The organism is Treponema bryantii, from assembly GCF_036492245.1.
Classification (GTDB): Bacteria; Spirochaetota; Spirochaetia; order Treponematales; family Treponemataceae; genus Treponema_D; species Treponema_D bryantii_C.
In genome coordinates this window covers 320781-338158 of record NZ_AP025286.1, presented here as the reverse complement: position 1 = coordinate 338158, position 17378 = coordinate 320781, and the positions used below count along the sequence as shown (strand labels likewise).

Annotated in this window: 14 protein-coding genes; 8 read left to right on the top strand and 6 right to left on the bottom strand. The window is 42.0% G+C overall.

Annotated elements, in window-relative coordinates:
* Nucleotides 1-240: 240 nt before the first annotated feature.
* Nucleotides 241-1641, bottom strand: a complete 1401-nt coding sequence (locus tag AABJ44_RS01880; RefSeq protein ID WP_074641403.1) for a sodium-dependent transporter — start codon at nucleotides 1639-1641, stop codon at nucleotides 241-243.
* A 101-nt stretch (nucleotides 1642-1742) separates the two neighbouring features.
* The gene (locus tag AABJ44_RS01875; RefSeq protein ID WP_338370237.1) at nucleotides 1743-2600 is read right to left on the bottom strand and encodes a putative ABC transporter permease; all 858 of its coding nucleotides are present in this window, start codon (nucleotides 2598-2600) and stop codon (nucleotides 1743-1745) included.
* Nucleotides 2601-2622: 22 nt separating this feature from the next.
* Between AABJ44_RS01875 and ptsP the strand changes: the two genes are divergently transcribed.
* The 4 genes from ptsP to AABJ44_RS01855 all read left to right on the top strand — a co-directional run bounded on the left by ptsP (nucleotide 2623) and on the right by AABJ44_RS01855 (nucleotide 7584).
* Nucleotides 2623-4338 (top strand): phosphoenolpyruvate--protein phosphotransferase, encoded by a 1716-nt coding sequence (gene ptsP, locus AABJ44_RS01870; RefSeq protein ID WP_074641406.1) that lies wholly within the window; start codon nucleotides 2623-2625, stop codon nucleotides 4336-4338.
* Nucleotides 4339-4346: 8 nt separating this feature from the next.
* The gene (gene der, locus AABJ44_RS01865; RefSeq protein WP_338370236.1) at nucleotides 4347-5912 is read left to right on the top strand and encodes a ribosome biogenesis GTPase Der; all 1566 of its coding nucleotides are present in this window, start codon (nucleotides 4347-4349) and stop codon (nucleotides 5910-5912) included.
* A gap of 72 nt (nucleotides 5913-5984) precedes the next feature.
* Nucleotides 5985-6308, top strand: a complete 324-nt coding sequence (locus AABJ44_RS01860) for a MerR family transcriptional regulator (protein ID WP_338370235.1) — start codon at nucleotides 5985-5987, stop codon at nucleotides 6306-6308.
* On the top strand, nucleotides 6295-7584 hold the full coding sequence (locus AABJ44_RS01855; protein ID WP_338370234.1) for a small ribosomal subunit Rsm22 family protein: 1290 nt from the start codon (nucleotides 6295-6297) through the stop codon (nucleotides 7582-7584). Before AABJ44_RS01860 ends, AABJ44_RS01855 begins: the two co-directional genes overlap by 14 nt.
* 28 nt (nucleotides 7585-7612) lie before the next feature.
* Here the strand turns inward: AABJ44_RS01855 and AABJ44_RS01850 are convergent, their stop codons facing one another.
* A complete protein-coding gene (locus tag AABJ44_RS01850; RefSeq protein WP_074641411.1) occupies nucleotides 7613-8020 on the bottom strand; it encodes a hypothetical protein in 408 nt (135 codons plus the stop codon).
* 211 nt (nucleotides 8021-8231) lie between these two features.
* Nucleotides 8232-9728: a phytoene desaturase family protein gene (locus tag AABJ44_RS01845; RefSeq protein ID WP_338370233.1), complete on the bottom strand. Its 1497-nt coding sequence runs from the start codon at nucleotides 9726-9728 to the stop codon at nucleotides 8232-8234.
* Between the two features lie 72 nt (nucleotides 9729-9800).
* Here AABJ44_RS01845 and AABJ44_RS01840 point away from each other — a divergent pair, with 72 nt between their 5' ends.
* On the top strand, nucleotides 9801-10883 hold the full coding sequence (locus tag AABJ44_RS01840) for an MraY family glycosyltransferase (RefSeq protein ID WP_338370232.1): 1083 nt from the start codon (nucleotides 9801-9803) through the stop codon (nucleotides 10881-10883).
* A gap of 1 nt (nucleotide 10884) precedes the next feature.
* Here AABJ44_RS01840 and AABJ44_RS01835 read toward each other — a convergent pair whose 3' ends face one another.
* Nucleotides 10885-11637 carry a uracil-DNA glycosylase family protein gene (locus AABJ44_RS01835; protein WP_338370231.1) on the bottom strand — a complete coding sequence of 251 codons (753 nt, stop codon included), beginning with the start codon at nucleotides 11635-11637 and terminating at the stop codon, nucleotides 10885-10887.
* A 100-nt stretch (nucleotides 11638-11737) separates the two neighbouring features.
* Between AABJ44_RS01835 and AABJ44_RS01830 the strand changes: the two genes are divergently transcribed.
* Nucleotides 11738-12592: a hypothetical protein gene (locus tag AABJ44_RS01830; protein ID WP_338370230.1), complete on the top strand. Its 855-nt coding sequence runs from the start codon at nucleotides 11738-11740 to the stop codon at nucleotides 12590-12592.
* A gap of 96 nt (nucleotides 12593-12688) precedes the next feature.
* Here the strand turns inward: AABJ44_RS01830 and rbr are convergent, their stop codons facing one another.
* Nucleotides 12689-13225, bottom strand: coding sequence for a rubrerythrin (rbr, locus tag AABJ44_RS01825; protein ID WP_074641419.1), 537 nt, complete (start codon nucleotides 13223-13225; stop codon nucleotides 12689-12691).
* A gap of 206 nt (nucleotides 13226-13431) precedes the next feature.
* On the opposite strand from rbr, the gene AABJ44_RS01820 reads away from it, so the two are divergent.
* Complete coding sequence (locus AABJ44_RS01820; protein WP_338370229.1) at nucleotides 13432-15144, top strand: Hsp70 family protein; 1713 nt, start codon at nucleotides 13432-13434, stop codon at nucleotides 15142-15144.
* A 12-nt stretch (nucleotides 15145-15156) separates the two neighbouring features.
* Nucleotides 15157-17343: a flagellar assembly lytic transglycosylase gene (locus tag AABJ44_RS01815; protein WP_338370228.1), complete on the top strand. Its 2187-nt coding sequence runs from the start codon at nucleotides 15157-15159 to the stop codon at nucleotides 17341-17343.
* The last annotated feature ends 35 nt before the right edge of the window (nucleotides 17344-17378 follow it).

Genomic DNA, 17378 nt, shown 5'->3' with positions numbered 1-17378 from the left:
AGCGCACTTAAAACTTATATAACTTTTCTAAAGAAACTTTATTAAATAGAGATTATTCTTCAACTTCTATTTTCGGCTGAATTCTCTATTTTCTTGACTTTTGATCTGTATAAATATAACATTTTTTTATAATTTGTCCATAAAAAAACAGGCATTTCAGAGAATTCAAAGAATTTCCCGAAATGCCTGTTTATAGTCGGTAAGCATAGCTTACCTCTTAGCTATTCTTTTGATTATAGACTACTTTGCACCAAAAATATCAAAATATCCTGCAACGAATACTACAAGGATGATAAGCGGAGCAATCCACTTGAGGTAGAACTGAACAGCCTTGTTCTTAGGGAACTTAAGTCCGTCACCTGTATCAGCCTCAGCGATAAAGCCGTCCCAACCCCAGCCCTTCTTGTGCATACAGAAACAGAGGAAGATTAAAGATCCAAGTGGAAGGAGGTTCTGGCTTACGATAAAGTCTTCAAGAGCATCAATAGAACCGATGTGTGAACCGAAGTGCACTCCAGACCATACGTTCATACCAAGAGCAGCAGGAGTTGCAAGAATCAGAATAGCGATGAAGTTAATGAGTACAGACTTGCGGCGGCTCCAGCCAAAGCGGTCCATTGGGAATGCTACGATGTTTTCAAATACAGCAATTACTGTAGAAAGAGCAGCAAAACTCATGAACAGGAAGAAGAAAGCACCAACAATACGTCCGGCAACAGGGCCCATAGCGTTGAATACGTTTGGAAGAGATACGAATGCAAGACCAGCACCAGCACCTGGTTCAACTCCGAATGCAGCACATGCAGGGAAGATGATAAGGCCAGCACAGATAGCAACAAAAGTATCAAGACCAATAACGCGAACTGCTTCACCAGTCAAAGAATGCTTTTTATCGATGTATGAACCGAAAATCTCCATAGAACCAATACCAAGGCTCAATGTAAAGAATGCCTGACCCATAGCAGCATAAATTGTATCCCAAAGTCCATGCTCACCACTTACAAGAGCCTTAAAGTTTGGCTTAAGATAGAAAGCATAACCAGCACCACTCTTTGGAAGGAAAACTACATAAATTGCAAGACCAATCATGATTACAAAAAGTGCAGACATCATGATTTTTGTGATGCGCTCTACACCTTTCTGAAGACCAAGGAAGCAGGCACCAAAACCAATTACGATTACAACTACCATCCAGATAAGAAGGCTTGAAGGAGTTCCTACAGTAGCACCAAAAGCAGCACCAACTTCATCAGGAGTCATACCTACAAACTTTCCGCTGATCATTTCAAAGAAATATTTAAGGAACCATCCAGAAACTACTGTATAGAACATCATCAAAAGATAGTTTCCGGCAACAGCAAAACCATTGTACCAGTGCCACTTTGTTCCGGCAGGCTCAAGCTCTTCAAAAGCAGCAGCCATACTCTTGCGGGATGCACGTCCAACAGCAAACTCACAGATCATTACAGGCAGACCAAGAATTACAAGGAAGGCAAGATAAATTAGAACAAATGCGGCTCCGCCGTATTTTCCAGTAATATAAGGGAAACGCCATACATTTCCCAAACCAATAGCACAACCAGCAGACAAAAGAAGGAATCCAAGTCTGCTACCAAGATTTTCGCGACTATTATCGCTCATATCAAACTCCTGTTTTTTTTATACTTCAAGATATTGTATATAGAAACAGAAGAAATCGTCAAGGGTGATAGTGCCACTTTCAACAGTTCTGCATGACGTTCCTATTTTTTAAGGTGTGCCTTAATACGAGCTTTTACATGAGATTTCAGATGTTCCAGCTCATCCTTATACTGGATACTCTTCATTGTAGGGAAGTGAGCCATAAAGCTTTCAGCTGCTGCATGACGGGCATTCTGAATACGGTCAATTTTATCGAGGATACTCTGGCTGATCTGATCTTTACTGATTGCAGCATGTTCCCTAACAGAAGCAAGCATTTCTTCAATATTTTCACTGCGGAACCAGGTCTCGTTACCATAATGATCGCGCAAGCTTTCGCCGAATACCTTGATTTTTTCCATTGTGGCACTGAAATCAACAAGTTTACGAACAGTAAGGAAGATATCTATAGTAAGAAATACTCCAATTGCATCTGCCGAAATCATAACGACAAAATCACCAAGCCAGGTAAGGAAATGAAGCATCTGAGGATAGACAAAGCGGATTACTCCAAGCCCAAGGAATCCGAAGAGAACTGAGTTCAAAAGACAAATTCTTCCATTAATATTGAATTTATAGTGTGAATAATCCCACCAGCGTGTATGAAACATTTTTTCCATAAACCAGCTTACAAAATATTCAACTATAGTGCATAAAATCATAGAGGCAAAAAACAGAGGTATCCAGGTAGAATACAATTTTGCAGGTAGCAGAAGAATTACAATGCCGCCAAAACCATAGACCGGACACAGAGGCCCATACAAAAATCCGCGGTTTACGAATTTATGCTCATGAAAGATTCCTACATAGAGAACTTCGGAAATCCAGCCAACCATACTGAACATAATAAAAATCAAAAAAGCGGCCTTAAAAGGCAACTCGTAAACGGGCATCATATTCATATCTTTAAATATAATCATTTTTCTATTATAATTCAAATTTATGGAAGTATTTCTCGGAATCCCTGCGGCCGACGGAACCGGAATTGGTACAGCTTTTGTAATTCCAGACCCGGTAAAACGTGCTATTCCGCAGCATCACATCAATATTGATCAGATAAACAGAGGCTGGTCTCGTTTTGAAGCTGCTGTTCAGACAGTCACTCTGAGCCTTTCTGAGCATCTGGATTCTCTTTCCAAAACCAGTGAACGTGACCGTGCTCAGCGCGAGGTTTTTGAGACCTACATCCTTATGCTTGAGGATCCGGTTTTTAAGCAGGAAGTCCGCGACTTTTATGAAAATCAACTCTTTAATATAGAATATACTGTTCAGTTTAAGGCTGAAGAATATGCTGCAAAGCTTCGTCAGGCTGGTAACTACTATCTTTCTGAACGTGCCCAGGATATTACAGATGTATTTGGCCGTGTCCTCGACGAAATGCTCGACATTCATCCTTTTGATATCAACAGCGTTCCAGACGGCTCGGTAATTCTGGCAACATCCCTGAGTTCTGCTGATACAATCATCCTTAGTAAAAGAAAGATTGCCGGACTTGCCCTTAGTGAAGGTGGTGTTTCTTCGCACGTGGTTATTCTTGCCCGCAACTACGGCATTCCAACTGTTGTCGGTCTTGAAGAAATCAGCAAAAAGGTTCGCAACGGTGAAACTGTAATTATTGACGGTAAGGACGCTGAAATCCTCGTTAGTCCTGACCGTAATACAATAGAAGAATATAAGGCAAAAATCCGCGAGGAATACCAGAGAAAGCTTAGCCTGCGCTCGTTCCTGAGCAAGCCGGCTGTAACAAAAGACGGTACCCGCTTTAAGCTCTACGCAAACATTGGTACTCCTGAAGAAGCTGAAATTGCCCTTGCTGAAGGTGCTGATGGAATCGGACTTTTCCGCACTGAGTTCCTTTACATGGCACAGAGCGGAGCTTCGCTTAATGCGGCAGCTCGTTCTTTCAGTGAACAGACTCAGTTTGAAGCATATAAGAGCGTTCTTCAGATTATGGGTGATAAGCCTGTTACTATTCGTACCCTTGATGCCGGTGGTGATAAGCTGATTAACTCAGTTGATTTGCCGGCCATCGAAGAAAAGAACCCTCTGATGGGACTTCGCGCCGTTCGCCTCAGTCTTGAATATCCCAATATTCTGAAAACCCAGCTTCGCGCTTTGTACCGTGCCAGCGTTTACGGAAATCTCGAAATCATGTTCCCGCTTATCACAAGCGTTGATCAGGTAAAAGAGTGTCTTGAACTCGTAAATGTTGTAAAGCAGGAGCTTACCAGTGAGAAAATTCCGTTCCAGGAAGACACTCCGGTTGGAATTATGATTGAGACAGCCGCAGCAGCCCTGATTTCTGACTGTTTGAGCAAGGTAAGTGACTTCTTCAGTCTTGGTACAAATGACCTTACACAGTATACTCTCGGAATTGACCGCGAAAATCAGCATGTAAGCGGACTTTACAACGAGTTCAGTCTTGCAGTTCTGCGCCTTATTGAAATGACGGTTCGTTCCGCAAAAGAAAACAATATTCCTCTGGCAGTCTGCGGTGAAATGGCAGGCCGACAGGACAGTGTGATGGTGCTTGCGGGTATGGGTATCAGAAACCTGAGTATGAGTCCAAAGCTGATTTCAAGCACAAAGGAACTGCTTTCAAGATTCACAATCGCCGAACTCGAAGCGATTTCGGCTAAACACTTAAATAACCTCTAGGGAAAAACATGGCAAAGAAAAAGAATAAACCTGACTTCTCACGTCCAAAAGAAGAGGCGTTGGAAGAAAAAAAACAGAAGGCCGCAGAAAATGCCCGCGCCGAAGAATCTGATTTCATTACTCCCGGCGCTGTAAACGGAATTACCATAGCTCCGGACGGCACGGTTACCGCTACCGGCGACACAGATCCTGAAGATGCCGAATATGACGGACTTCCTCTCGTTGTAATTGCCGGCCGCCCTAACGTTGGAAAATCAACTCTCTTCAACCGCTTTTTACATCACCGCGTGGCTATTGTAAACGATCAGCCTGGTGTTACCCGCGACCCTGTTGAAGCAACTGCAATTATTAACGGAAAACCTGTTCACCTCGTAGATACCGGCGGATATAAACTTACCCGCGACATCGGTACAAAAGAAGCCGAACTCGACGACTACGTTGTTGAGCGCTCCCTCGATATGATTGACCGCGCCGATGTTGTGATTCTTCTGCTTGATGCAGGCGAGATTACCGGTGAAGACGAAGAGTTCATCATAAAAATGCGCCCTTACTGGAACAAACTGATTGCTGCGGTAAATAAAACTGAAGGCGGAAAGAACGAAGCAGAGGCCTGGAACTACGCTAAGTACGGTTTCAACGAACTTATGCTGATTTCGGCAGAGCACGGTGACCATATCAGTGACCTCGCAGACGCAATTACTTCGCGCTGTGACTTCTCTAAGGTTCAGGTGCTCAGCTCGGACCGTCCTATTAAGATTGCGATTCTCGGAAAACCAAATACCGGTAAGTCTACTCTCAGTAACCGCCTGACTCACAGTGAGAACTCGATTGTCTGCGATTATGCAGGCACAACCCGCGACGTTGTGGAAGGTGAATTTGAGTATGCCGGCCGCCGCTTCAAAGTACTTGATACTGCGGGTATTCGCCGTAAGGCGAAGGTTCATGATGACGTCGAGTATTACTCTGTAAACCGCGCCATAAAAACCCTGGACGAGTGTGATGTTGTATTTCTGATGATTGATGCGGTGGAAGGTCTTGCCGAACAGGATAAAAAAATCTGTTCACTTGCCTTTGAAAAGGGCCGTGGAATCATCTTTGTTTTGAATAAATGGGATCTGCGCGAAGAGCAGGACAACAAGGCAATAAAATCAGTCCGAGAATGGATGAACATTATGTTTGCTCATATGGATTTTGCACCTATTCTTCCTCTTAGCGCACTTGAGGGCAAAGGCGTAAAAGATTTGCTTAACACTGCAATTGAAATGTACGGACAGCTTACAAAGAAGATTGGAACATCATCTTTGAACAATGCCCTTCAGGACTGGCTGGAGAGATATCCGCCGCCAGCAAGTAAGACTGCACACTTTAAGATCCGCTATATGACTCAGCAGAGTGTAAACCCGGTTTCGTTCATTATTTTTGCAACAAGACCGGAAGTTGTTCCTGAGCCTTATGTTACTTACCTCAAGAACCGAATCCGTGAAGACCTCGGTTACGACATGATTCCGGTTCAGGTAGAGTTCAAAGGCAGCCGCCAGAAGTGGGAAGTGAGGAAGGCCGCTGGCGGCCGGTGATAAATAGCAAAGCGTTAAAAAAATTGCGAAAGCAATTTTTAGCTTTACCATGACTGGAAAGGAAAGAGATTTATGTACACAATCGGCCAGATAGAAGACCTGACGGGTGTAAAAGCCCATGTTCTCCGCTACTGGGAAGAAGTCGTTCCAGGCTTCACCCCAAGAAAAGATATGTCTGGCCGCCGTCTCTACTCCCAGCGCGAGGTAGACCTCATCCTCCGCCTCAAATATCTGATAACCGAAAAGAAGTTCACCGCCGAAGGTGCCGGCCGCCAGATTATCGAAGAAGCCCAGGCCGTCCAGGACAACGCCGACCTGATCAGCCAGATCCGCGACTGCCGGCAGCTTCTCACAGAAATGTACCTTAAAGTGAAAAAGAATAATGAAGAACAATAATAAGAACACAAAACCACGTCATCACGAGGCACACCTAAACACACGTCATTGCGAGGAGCGCAGCGACGAAGCAATCCATTCGTCTCTCTTCGACACAAGCACGCTTACACGCGAAACTGTTTCTATTCTCAATTCATTTGATGAAATTATTCAGGGAGTTCGTCCTTTAAATAGCCGTCAGCTCCAGCAGCTGCCGGAAAATATCAGAAATCTTTCTCATCAGCTTACAGACGACCGCGCAAGCCGCCGTCTTGGTTATATGAACGACAATATTCAGCTGAGTTCTTATGTTCGCTACTACACCTGGTGGAATCTTGTGCGACTCACCAGACTTTTTGCTAATATTCCGGCCACAGTTTTTCCTACCACAGACTGTACCTGTCTTGACCTCGGAAGCGGTCCTCTCACTGTAGTTACCGCACTCTGGCTTGCACGACCTGAACTCAGAAAACTTAAGCTCACCTGGTACTGTCTCGACGTCTCTGCTAACTCTATGGCCCTTGGCGAAGATATTTTCCTCTCTGTAGCAGCCCGCACTGGCGAAGAGCCATGGCACATTGTTCGCGTAAAAGGTGCTTTCGGTACATCAATCAAACAGAAGACAGGCTTTTTGACCTGTGCAAATATGTTTAATGAGCTCGACCAGGCAAGCGACATGCCACCTGAGTTCCAGACAAAGAAGTATTACGAACAGATTGAACGCTACTGCGAAAAAGATGCCGGAGTTCTCCTTGTAGAACCTGGTGTTCCAAAAGCAGCCCGCACTCTAAGTTTGCTTCGCACACGCTTTATAAAAGATGGCCGTACTATCGCAGCTCCTTGTCCTCATGCAGAAGAATGTCCTATGAGTGGCTTTAAAGCTTATACAGGAAGTAAAAATAAATGGTGTAATTTTGCCTTCAGTACAGAAGATGCACCGGCTAAACTTCAGAAACTCTCGGTTGCCGCTAAACTGCCGAAGGAAAGAGCTACGCTGAGTTTTATTGCTGTTGAAGCAGCGACATCTGCGGTAGTTTCGACAGGCTCAACCACCGTATCTACCGAGACCCCGGTTCGTATCACATCCGACAAACTCAAACTTCCAAACTATATGTGCGGTTACTATGCCTGTACACAGTTCGGGCTTGCCCTCATCAAACTGCCGGACGAAAATAACAAGCGACTTCCAAAGCCGCCGTTCCGTCCGCAGTCTGGCGACCTGATTCAGGTTAAAATAAAAACACCGGATTCTCTTCCAAAGGACGAAAAATCCGGTGCCGTAATTATAGAGTTATAGATGCTGAAACAAGTTCAGCATGACAAAACTATTTACCAGTAACTGCTCCGCAAACTCCGAGTACAATACCAGCTACTACCATGTAGAAGCCAACCATTGCTCTCTTAAGAAGCTGCTTACCAATTGCCTTATAAATTCCACCGCTTGTCATGAAGCCGATGATAAGAATAATTGCACCTGCAAGAACACAAAGAGCAAAAATCAATTTAAGGCCTTTGAGCTGTGGAACAAAACAAGCAACAATACCTGCGATTGCTCCTGCAATAATCAAAATAGAGCCAATTGCAACAAATCCGCCCTCTTTAGCATTTTTGATAAAATCAAATCCATTTGCTGAAGAACCGAACAGACCCTTAAACATTGGACAGAAGAATCCAATTGCAACCAATGCCATACCAATTAAATAAATAAGTGGTAAGCTACTCTTTTTTCCCATAAAATCACTCCTTTCATTGGGTTAGTTTTTTTGTTTAACTCTCTTCGAAAACGTTTTTGTGCTTATAATATTATTTTATCACAGTTTAGAAGTTTTTCAAGAAAAAGAACCGAAGGTCGGCAAGCACAGCTTGCCTCTGAGCCGTTCTTTCGATGAACCTAAAATGGCCCGCTGTCGCAGCCCATTTTTTAACGGTTCTTCGATTGTAGGCTTACACAAACTCTACGCCTGTATCCCGGCAGAGGTGCTGAACAGCGAGTCGGCCTGTATAAACTGCAATCGGAAGACCGCCCGGCATCTGAATTCTCTGGCCTGCAAAATAAACACCCCAGATAGAATCCAGAGTCTGAGGATAATTTCTCTGCTTTCCGCCCTTCTCCCATACGCTCATCCAGCTGCCTTCATAAGAGCCGGTATAGCGTTCGTAAGTACAAGGTGTAGCCACATCAATCACTTCAAAAGCAGAAGCTACCTCAGGAATAAACTGCGACAGTTCTTTTACAAAAAGTTCGCCTAATTCCTTCTTTTTCTCTTTATAAGTGCCGTCAGCCTTTGCAGCTTTCCAGAAATAGTAACAATCTCCAATCAAAAGACAGGTAAGAGTTGTTCCACCCTCCGGAGAATGATCTTTATAAGCCGCATAATTATAAATTCGCAATTCTGTCCATTTACAGCCTGCATATTCGAAAGGCTTTTCAAGAGGGAATACACAGCAGTACGGAAGACGTGACAAATCAGCTTTAACTCCAAGGCCAATAAACATATTCTGTTCTGTAACAGCTTCATGACGCATTGTATTTACCCAAGGCTCATCAATCATAGTATCAAAAAGACAGTCTACGGCAGCACGTGCATCCTGAGTGACAATAACAGCATCAGCTTCAAACTCACCCTTGTTTGTTACAACACCGCGTACCTCATAATCTTCAACCTTTACATTTTCTGCCTTTGTACGGAATTCAATTTTTCCGCCAAGAGCCTTATAGGTTTCGAGCATATTATTTGCCATTCTGATTGAACCGCCGTCTGGATATCCGCAGTCACCACAGGCAAACGAACCGAGTGTATATATGAAGGAAAGTGCATTATATCTATAGCCGATTACGCTGCTTAAAAGATGGCGCAGATTTTTATTCTTAAACTTTGCAAGATATTCGGCATAGCTTACATTCATCAGATATGGTACACGCAGAATAGCCGGAACCATTTTGATAAACTCCATAGGATTTATAGGAGCCGGAGTTTTACACTTACAACCGCGAACATCAAGAACAGGCAGATGAAAGTTCGTAAAATCCTTTACGGCACGGCACATCTTTTTAATCATGTGCTTGTCTTCAGGGGCATATTCAATAAGAGCCTTCTGCATCTGTGAAATATCACGATAAAGACTCAAAATTTTTCCGTTTTCATCTATTAAATTATAAATCGGATCGCGTAATTCAATAGGATTATTATCCTGAAGAGCACCGGTTTCATGCCAGATGCGGTTTAATGGCATTTTCGGGCTTGAACCTGTAAGCCAGTGCATTCCGCCTTCAAAATAATATCCCTTACGACTCCAGCTGGTAGAAAGTCCACCTGGAATATTGTGCTGTTCCAGAATAGTAACGTCAAAACCTGAACGGGCAGCATAAATTCCTGCAGAAAGACCGGAAATTCCCGCTCCAATAACAACAACCTTATACATATAATAAGATTTTATCATATCAAATCTTATTAAAGCAACCTATTTTTGTATACTTGACTTTTAGGGTCGTTACTATATAATTCCCATGATATGTCTCAAAGTATATATATAGCTCTGGCTGGCATTTTATCAATCATCTCTATGCCGATAATCCTTAAAATTTGTAAGAAATTTAGTTTATATGATTATCAGAATGCCAGAAAGATTCATTCAGGAAACATACCTCGTCTCGGTGGAGTTGGAATTTTCCTTTCATTTATAATTGCTTCAGTAGTTTTTTTGTCTATCAATGATGTCAGCAATCTTAATAAAATTCTTCCTATTATGATAGCTGGAACTATTGTATTTATTTTTGCCGTACTTGATGATCTTCTTACACTTCCTGCACTCGCAAAGCTTATTGTCCAGCTTATAGCAGTTTCTGTTGTTGTTTTTAACGGTTTCCGCTTTAAGCAGATTTTCTCATGGGTACTTCCTACTCCTGTAAGTTTAATTCTTACCTTTGGCTGGATTCTCGGCGTAATCAATGCATACAATCTGATTGATGGCTTGGACGGTCTTTGCGGAAGTTTCTCTATTTCTGCAATTATTACTCTTGGAGTTCTCTATATGCTGACAGGAAATCCAGAGTTTATTCTCTGCTTCATTCTTGCCGCTGCAGTATTCGGATTCCTCTGCTTTAACTGGCCACCAGCTAAACTTTTTATGGGAGACGCAGGAAGTCAGTTCCTTGGCTTTATGATTTCTGTATTCCCGCTTTTTGAATCAAACGACGTATTTGAATTCAATAAATTCCTTATTATGATTGTGATTACAGCTTTCCCGGTTTTCGACACAATTGCCGCAATCTGGAGACGTTTACGCGATAAGAGACCTATTATGTCTCCTGATCGTTCACATCTTCATCACAAGCTTCTGAATATGGGATATACAAAAAAGAGCGCTTTGTATCTGCTCTGCTTCCTTCAGATTCTTTTGTGTACTTCTGTAATTATTTCATATTTCCTCGGTGCAAGACGTGGTATGGCACTTCTGATTGAATCAACAGCTTTTGTAACTCTATTCTTCAGTTTTGTACATTACACAAACCGCGCCATTATTATTAAACAGAAAAAAGAAGCTCTCAAAGAACAGAAAGCTTCAGAAAATGAGGATTCTGAAAAGACAGAATAAATTATATAGAAAATATTTCTTTTCTATGAAGAACGCCCAGCTCGTGAATATTAGATTCCAGCGGGGCGTTTTCTTTTTTATTAGCCTTTATAAAGTCAGCAAGATCAATCGGAAATCGATTCATTGAAAAATGCTGAAAAACATAAACTCTGTTCCAGGCAGCCGGATTTTCTGCAAGCGCATTCCTTAGTGTATCGCGATACTGACAGAACATTCCCTTTTCTTTCAGTTCAGAATAGCCAACAAGCCAGAGTTCCGTGCCAAGTGCCGCATGAAGAGCAGCAGTTTTTTCTGCCATCCAGATTTGAGATTCTTTTATAAGTTCTGCAATTGATAGGCCACCCTGTTTTGCAATTGTTTTGAGTTGGGCGGTTTTTGCACTATGCACCGGTGTTTTATTTAGAATTATGACGTTCTTGCGGAAATCAACTCCAAGCTCTGAATTACGACGGAAGTAACCTTCAGCAATTTTTCCTGCCTGTCCAACAAGATAGCGGTTATTTTTGGCAAGCTGCTCGTCTTTTCCAGGATTATCACCAATCACTATAAGCTTGATATCATCTTCTGGTGTAATATCGTCAAGTGAGCGATTATATACTACTGTAGTTTCAAAAGGATAGTCTGGAGTTTTTGCAATACGGGCTGCTTCCTGCTGTAAGCGGGTAAGTTCTGGAGCAGAAGCTTTCCATTCTTCTATCTTCTGCTTAAATTCCTTTTTAAAATCACAAAAATACTTCCACTGCTCTTCTGTCATTTCTGATTTACCTTTTTCTTTTTACTTTTCAAGAATTATAGTATAGAATATAAACATTGCATTAGCAAATATCCAATTATACATATTATCTGGAGGAACTATGAAAAAACTTCTCGCATTTGCCCTTACTGCAGGTCTTAGCCTCTCGCTTTTTGCAGCAGATATCTTCAAATACGCTCCAATTACTGGAAACGTAAAAGCCTATACCGAAACTAACTTCTCAATTGCAACAAGATTCGGAACCTTATACAGAACTCCAAGCTTAAAGATTACACACATTTTTGATTCAAACGGAAAAGAAGCTTCATCTTCTGAATTAACTCCAAAAGATGCTGTAATCAATACTATTTCTTCTACTTATGATTCAGCTGGAAATCTTGCAGAACAGCTTTGTACAAGTGCTGATGGAGAAATCGTATGGAAAAACAGTTTTACCTATAAGAATGGTCTTAAAACAGATGCTTCTGAATATGACAGAAAGGGTAACCTCCGCGCACGCACAATTTATACTTATGACAATAACCTTCTTACAGATGAATCAAGCTATGATGGCGAAGGTGCTTTAATCTGGAAGACTATTTACAAGTATGATGACAATAACCGCGTTATTTCTGTAAATGAATATAATCCAGACGGTTCTCTCAGCGAAAAAACTGAATATAACTATACTGAAGCTGGTGCTATTGATTCTGCAGCTATGCTTGATGCCTTTGCAGGAAAACAGACTTCTTTAGTTTTCCGCTATGGTGCAAACGGTGCTTTGAATGAAATCACTACTTACAATTCTGATAAGCAGGTTATCAAGAGAACTCTGATTAAATATGATGCAAAAGGAAACGTAAATAAGGTTTCTGAATATGATGTTGCTGAAAAGTTCGGTACAACTGTAAATGAACTGGTTGCTATGTCTGAATACAGTTATGAATATAACGGTTCAGCTGCCGATGCAAAATAGTAATATGGTGGTTGAGTAGTCTGAAAGACATATCAAAACCACATAAAAAAGGCCGGGCATTTTTTTAGTGCCCGGCCTTTTTATATCTGATGTCTATTAATAGTTCTGTGCTTCAATCTGGAAATAAGCCTGAGGATGTGCACAAACTGGGCATACCTTTGGAGCTTCTTTTCCAATTACGATGTGACCACAGTTGCGGCACTGCCAGATTGCATCACCTTCGCTTGAGAATACAAGTTTGTCTTCAATATTCTTAAGGAGCTTGCGGTAACGCTCTTCATGATGCTTTTCGATTGCTGCAACACCTTCGAACATCTTAGCAATTGCTTCAAAGCCTTCTTCGCGTGCTGTTTTAGCAAAACCATCGTACATATCTGTCCATTCGTAGTTTTCACCGTCTGCAGCTGCTGCAAGATTTTCTGGAGTTGTTCCAATTCCACCATTGAGCAATTTATACCACATTTTTGCATGCTCTTTTTCGTTTTCTGCAGTCTCAAGGAAAATTGCAGCAATCTGCTCATATCCTTCTTTCTTAGCCTGACTGGCAAAATATGTATACTTATTGCGGGCTTGTGATTCGCCAGCAAAAGCCGTCTGCAGATTTTTTTCTGTTTGTGTTCCCTTAATGTTCATAGTTTCTGAGCTCCTTTGATATGGCCGCGTACGACCAAAATCGAATAAATATATTTCTTCAAATATAATCTGAAAACCCGCATAAGTAAATGAAAAAAGTGTTATATCCATAGAAATAATTTAGAAAACAGCACTTGAAAACTGAGGACAGATGTTTTACCATATAATATGGTGGGTATTTTGCCGATAATTTAGAGAGGATTTTTATGAAAACTATTGGTATCAAACTTGCAGACGGCTCCTTTTATCCTGTTCTGGAGGATAATACTCCTTCGGAAAAGAAACTTGAGCTTACAACGGCGCATAATAATCAGACTAAGGTTATGGTTGACCTCTATCGTTCTGCAACCTGTTCTATGGATGATGCCGAATATGTTGATTCCCTCCAGATTGAAAATTTAACTGCCCGCCCTAATGGTGAAACTGATATTAAATTCAGTATTTCTCTCGACGAAGATAACCAGCTTTCTGCAAAGATTGTTGACCCTGAAACTGGTAACGAAAGCAATACAACTATCACTCTTGTTTCCCGCACTCTGGAAGAGCGTCTTATTACTGATAATTATGATATAAACGATTCGGAAGAATCTGATGGCAAAGGCGCTAAGGTTGCCGGTGCAGTAGCAGCAGGCGGTCTTCTTGCGGCAGCTGCGGCAATGGCAATGAAGAACTCGGATGAAACAGAGGAAACTGAGACTGAAGAAGTAGTCGAGGATGTCGCAACTGATGAAACTGTTGAAGCAGAAGACACTATTGAAGAATCTGATTTTTCTCTGGATGAAACTGCAGTTGATGAGCCGGTGATTGAAGAGCCTGCTGAAGAAATTGTTGATGAATCAGTTGAGGAGCCGGCTGCTGAAGCTGAAGAACCGATAATTGAGGAAAATGCCGACGAAGTTGTTGAGGATGCAGAGTTCAGCGAAGATGTCGTAGAAGCCGAAACCACTGAAGATGCCGGTCTCCCAGACATGGACTTTGATATTCCGGAAGAGAACTCTGACGAAACTCTGGTTACTGAAGACAGCAGTTTACCGGATATGGACTTTGATCTTCCAGATGACACCGCTACTGATGAAACGATAGTGGAAGATACATCAGATGAAACATTTGCTGCTGATACATCAGACGATACAATTATTTCTGATGAAACAATAACAACTGACGAAACTGTAACTTCGGATTCAGATGAAGATTTTATAGAAGAAGATTCAGGATTGCCTGATATGGATTTTGACATTCCTGATGATACTTCTGATTCAACCGATGTTGATTTTGGAACTGAAAATGAAACTGAGAATTCGGATTTCCCGGATGACTTCTTTAATACTGAGGATGATATGAAAGACCCTACTTTTGACACAGAAACTCCTGCTGCAGGTGGCTTGAACTTTGACGGACTTTATGATGAAGAAACCGAACGCGGCACTCCTGCTCAGACTGACGAAGATGATGTAAAGAAAAAGACAAAGGTTCCTGTAATAATCTGTATAATCTGCGCAATCATCTGTATTATTGCGACAGCTCTTATTCTGTTTATTATTCCATCAAAATATAATCTTATTACAAAGAAAAATGCAAAAAATGCTGATACAACAGTTGCTGTTGCAGAACAGCCTGCTCCAGAGCCTTCTCCTGCTCCAATTGCTGAACCGGAACCTGAGCCTGCTGTTCCAGAAGCTAAAGAAGATGAAATCATCATTATTGAAAAAGCAGAAGAAGTTGTTCCAGCTCAGCCACCTGTTGCAGAAGAAAAGCCTAGGGATATCACTTACAAGATCAAATGGGGTGATACTCTCTGGGATATTGCTGATACTTACTATAAGAATCCTTGGCGCTACAAGTATATTGCACGCTACAATGGAATAAAGAATCCTGATTATATTATTTCTGGAACTAAAATAGTAATTCCAGCTGAGTAGGAGCAGCAGATTATGCGCCCTACTTCCTTTGCTTTACGTCGTTTTATAAGTTATTTTCTCGCTTCATTTATGCTGCTAAGTGCCGTATCTTGTAAAGGTGCACCGCATCCTGAAGGCCAGGAAAAATTCGGTGATGATACTGAATATTTTATTGGTCTAAGACTTTTGAAGGAAGGCAATGAGAACGCCGCCCGCGAGAAATTCAAACGCTGTATAAAAAAAGGAACCCCCGTAATCGCGCAGAAAAGCGCCGAAGCACTGTGCACCTTCGGAAATATCCAGGAGAAGAATACAGCCGCTGAGAATCTGCTCAAGCAGTTCCCCGGAGATGATGCGATTCTGATTGCCGCCCGCCAGTTTTCTGCTTCCGGAGAAATCAACAAACTGATTGAGTGTACCTCTAATCTGGATTTTTCCACCGCAAAAAATGAAGTAATCCGCCTCCGCCTGGAGGCAATGGGCCGCCGCGGCGACTCTTCATACGAAACCGAAGTCTACCGCTGGTTCACCGAGTGTCCTATGTCCACCGAGCACTACCAGTTCTACCGCGACTTTTACAATCACCCGGACTTTACAACCGCATACGAAAATCCTAATTCAGAAATGGCAACTTCTCTGGAATTTACACCTCAGCAGTTTGCAATGAATTACAGGATTGAATCTTATAAACGCAATTATTCTTATACAATTTACTGCTCTACAATGCTGACAGAATATTTTAAGGATGGAGTACTTTCACCAGTCCCTCAGTTGATTTCCGATTTCGGAAAAAACTATTTATATGGAAGTGTAGAATATACAAAAAATGCCGTACTGTTCCGCCAGCTTGCACAGGATTTTGCCGGTACACCAGCGGAATACTATTTCTGGTTTTATGCCGGCCGTTATTATGAAAAAGCCGGTATTTTTTACAGACAGAGCCGTCAGTGTTTTGAATCAGCTATGGCAACCGCCGAAACTTCTTTCCAGAAAGATAATGCACTGTGGTATCTTTTAAACACTTCCCTCAATTTCTCAATGGATTCTATTATTGAATCAATCGATGAATATTCCCGAGAGTGGTCTGACTGCGAATATTTTGAAGATTTCTTTGAACAGCTGGTATCAGCTCTACTCGCCGCAGGCCGCTGGAATGAATTTGGAAAGATTTATAAAGCTATTGACGGTTACGCATCAGATTTAACAACCGCTCAGTTTGCCTATATATACGGCCGTCTTATTCAGGAAAATCTTGTAGAAGGAACTGATGAAGATGTAATATCTGCATTTACCCGTGCCTGCCATGGAGGAAGCTCTTTATATTACAAGGCACTTGCAGCATACCGGCTGGGACTCTATAAAAAGCCAATTGAACTAAAAGGAGTTCTCTGCTCACCTATGAGCGTACATGAATCACAGAGTTCTCACCAAATTCCCGCTGCTACTGAAAATACCCGTTCACAGGAAAATCTCCTTCTTGGTTATGCTTATTTTGGCTTTCCTGAACTGATTTATCCTGAATGGCAGAAAACTCAAGGCGCTACAATCTCAACAGAAACAAACTTCTATCTTGCAGACTTCCTTGCAAAATGTGTTGACCCGGCTGTTCCTGAGACCTCGGACTATTATACCCAGTCGCTCCGAATTGCTGCCCGCGCCCAGCGACTTGCTAACCGCGAAATCACAAGAGAAGAACTTTCACTTGTTTATCCTCATTATTACGAAAATTTTGTCTCAAAATATTGCAAAGAATATAAAATCAGTGAGCCTGTGATGTACGCCCTTATTCGAAGCGAAAGTTTTTTTGATGCAGATGTCATAAGTTCAGCTGGTGCCATAGGACTTACACAACTTATGGAATTTACAGGCAGCGACATTGCCCGCCGCTTCAAAATGTCTGATTACTCCCTCACCGATCCGGAAACTAATATCCGCTTTGGTACATATTATCTTTCAACTCTGATTTCCCGCTGCGAAGATTCTGCCCTTCTTGGCTTTTTCTCATATAATGCCGGAATTACAAGAGTTCGCCGCTGGCTTCAAAGTTCCCTCATTGAATTCGGTAAAAAGAGCAATATGCCTCTGGATCTTTTCCTTGAGACCGTACCTTTTGCCGAAACCCGTGAATATGGTCGAAAACTGATTTCTGCAACCCTGGCCTACGACTGGCTCGAAGATCCTCATAATTTCGAGCAGACTGCAGCGAATTTGATTGAATAGTACCGTTTTTTTTATTATCTTATAGTAGACTTTAT